At 37.6% G+C, this 2,277-nt stretch carries 3 protein-coding genes; all 3 read right to left on the reverse strand.

From position 1 onward, the window contains the following. Nucleotides 1-307, reverse strand: a 307-nt coding sequence (locus tag PVV60_RS10195) for a lambda exonuclease family protein (protein WP_273724639.1), incomplete at its 3' end; no start/stop codon positions are given. A 1-nt stretch (nucleotide 308) separates the two neighbouring features. Beyond that, nucleotides 309-1,103, reverse strand: coding sequence for an ERF family protein (locus PVV60_RS10200; RefSeq protein WP_273724640.1), 795 nt, complete (start codon nucleotides 1,101-1,103; stop codon nucleotides 309-311). A gap of 151 nt (nucleotides 1,104-1,254) precedes the next feature. Next, nucleotides 1,255-1,788 carry an antA/AntB antirepressor family protein gene (locus PVV60_RS10205; RefSeq protein WP_273724641.1) on the reverse strand — a complete coding sequence of 178 codons (534 nt, stop codon included), beginning with the start codon at nucleotides 1,786-1,788 and terminating at the stop codon, nucleotides 1,255-1,257. Nucleotides 1,789-2,277 lie beyond the last annotated feature (489 nt).

The raw sequence follows: 2,277 nt of genomic DNA on the forward strand, positions 1-2,277 counted from the left end.
CAGGACTTGCACCCGCCATTTTCATTTTTGGGTGTGGAATAAACCCGCATCTTGTGACTTCTGTGTCATAAATGAATTCATATTCTCTCAAGGCATTCTCTTCATGTTCAATGCCCCATTGCATAGCCGCTGTTGTATAAGACTGGCTTATTTCCTCTATTAAGCGTTCTGTCATGAGTTTGATTTTGTAGTCTTCATATTTGCTTGTAGGCAATCCTTTTGCTGTCTTACTGAGTATGTTGTAAACATTAGATGCCGTGACTTTTCCTAGCCGCGCTTGAAACCATTCTGCTGTTCTTTGTTCCATCTCACACCGCCGTTCTTTGTTCTTGTGGTGTTGCTATATCGGCATCTTGTATAGTAGAATCTGTTTCTACCTTTTGCTTGTTTTGTTTCTTTTTCAAAAGATGTAATACCGTTTGTGCTTGTCCTTCAGACATATCGTCAAGCTTTTTGACGTCGACATAAGCAAGTATTTTTTCTTCTTCTGCTTGGGTTTGTACTATGAGTCTTCTGATTTCATTGATCTGTTGTGGAAAAGCCTTTTTAATAGGCGGGTTTCCATCCGTATCATCATCTTCACTCACGACATTAAGAAGCATACCTAACAGATATCTGCGTGCGTATGTGATTGCAGAACCAACCGATTGTATATTTGACTTGCATCCTTTCGTGTCATAAGGAAACTTTCCTTCTGTTGAGATTTTATTTCCAGACGGATGCGTCAAAGTCATTTCTATAATTATATTATCTGAACTCTGTTCTTTGATACGAGAAAACAAAGCAAATCGGTGTTTTGCAAGAGTATTTTTTACAGCATCAATGTACTGGTCAAGGGTTGCATATTGGCTGTTTGTATGGGTGTTTGTAGAGTTTTTTTGTATTTTTTGATATTCTATTTGCATATTCGAAAGATCACTGGCAAATCTTTCGTAGTTTTGTCGTTCTATTTCTTTTTCTCGTAAGGCAATGAGACGCTCGAGACGGTCCATATCGACGTCATTTTCTAAGGCTCTGTTTAAAATGCGTTCCATAGCAGTTTGTTCGACAGCTAAATGATGTATTTCTTCAATTTCTGTTAGGTTAGTGTTTTGTTCACTCATCTTGATTTCCTCCATTGCGCGCAATTCACCTGTGGCGTGAATCACGCTTGTTTTGAAAAATGGTTTTTGGTTTTTACAATCCTGTTTCTAGAGACTGTGGTATTGTCACCTCCCCGCCCTTAAAGACGAGGAAATGAAATCTGTTTTTAAACTAAGCCGCTTTTACGATAGATTTTTCTAATACCTGTTTTGCTTCTTTAATGAGGGCTTTATATTTTCTGTTTTCTTCGTCCACTCTAAAAGCGTCAATAAGACGCACATGAATTGGACCTAAAAGATATAAAACTTTTTCACCAGCGTTCATACCTTCCCAATAGCTTGGCAAATCAAAGCGCGTATCACGATCATAATCAACAGATTGGTTTCTTAGTTTTTTCTCGCATTCAATAAAGTAACGGCGTGCTTGACGTCCTTTCTCATTGCGTTCCACCATTGAGAGCTCTTTCGCCATGTCTAAAGTGATGTGATATTCTGTACTTGGACGACCGCCTTTAGGTTTTACTCTTTTTTGAGTAAAACTCACAAAGTCTTGATTTTCTTGAAAAGAATATTCCTCAATTCGTCGTGCAATCCAATCATTGAAACGCACATTAACCTCTAAAAACGTGTACAATTCACGTGCATTAACGGTTTGAACTGTTTCCTGATCAATTGTTTGTTCTGTAATTTTAATAAGAGTGTTCATAATGAACTCCTATGCAGTTAGATGTTTTTCATTGACATCCAATAAAGGATGCCGGGTGCTGAAAAACACGGTGCATAGTCCGTCGTTACGCTTTCCCCATAAAGAGTATTGTATAGCGCAACTACACCCGACAATGCCATTATATGCTTGTAACATACAACGAGTCAAAGCCTTTAATGTGCGGAAAATAAACTGTTTCGGCAATTCATCCGCTATGCATTTAAGGTGTTTTTCAAGCACCTTATTTGAGCATATATATACTGATAGTATATTGTCAATTAAAAAATTAAAAAATTGGTGCAGATAAACTATATTGATTTTATCAGTCAGTTCGTATTTCTTTTTCATTGTTGCATTCCTTATTAATGCATGGTTTGTCTTTTAAGCTCTTGAGACAGCACACCAATTCCTTTTGCTGTGATTTTTGCGCAAGGAATGACCTTCTCTATTCCACTGGCGGTTTGAAGTGTGATGGTTGGACAATCCATA

This window comes from Bartonella sp. AU18XJBT, assembly GCF_028618595.1.
Lineage (GTDB): Bacteria > Pseudomonadota > Alphaproteobacteria > Rhizobiales > Rhizobiaceae > Bartonella.

What these genes read in the sequence shown, in the direction of transcription:
- PVV60_RS10200 (WP_273724640.1), bottom strand. Translation starts at nt 1,103, where the DNA reads ATGAGTGAACAAAACACTAACCTAACAGAAATTGAAGAAATACATCAT.
- PVV60_RS10205 (WP_273724641.1), bottom strand. Translation starts at nt 1,788, where the DNA reads ATGAACACTCTTATTAAAATTACAGAACAAACAATTGATCAGGAAACA.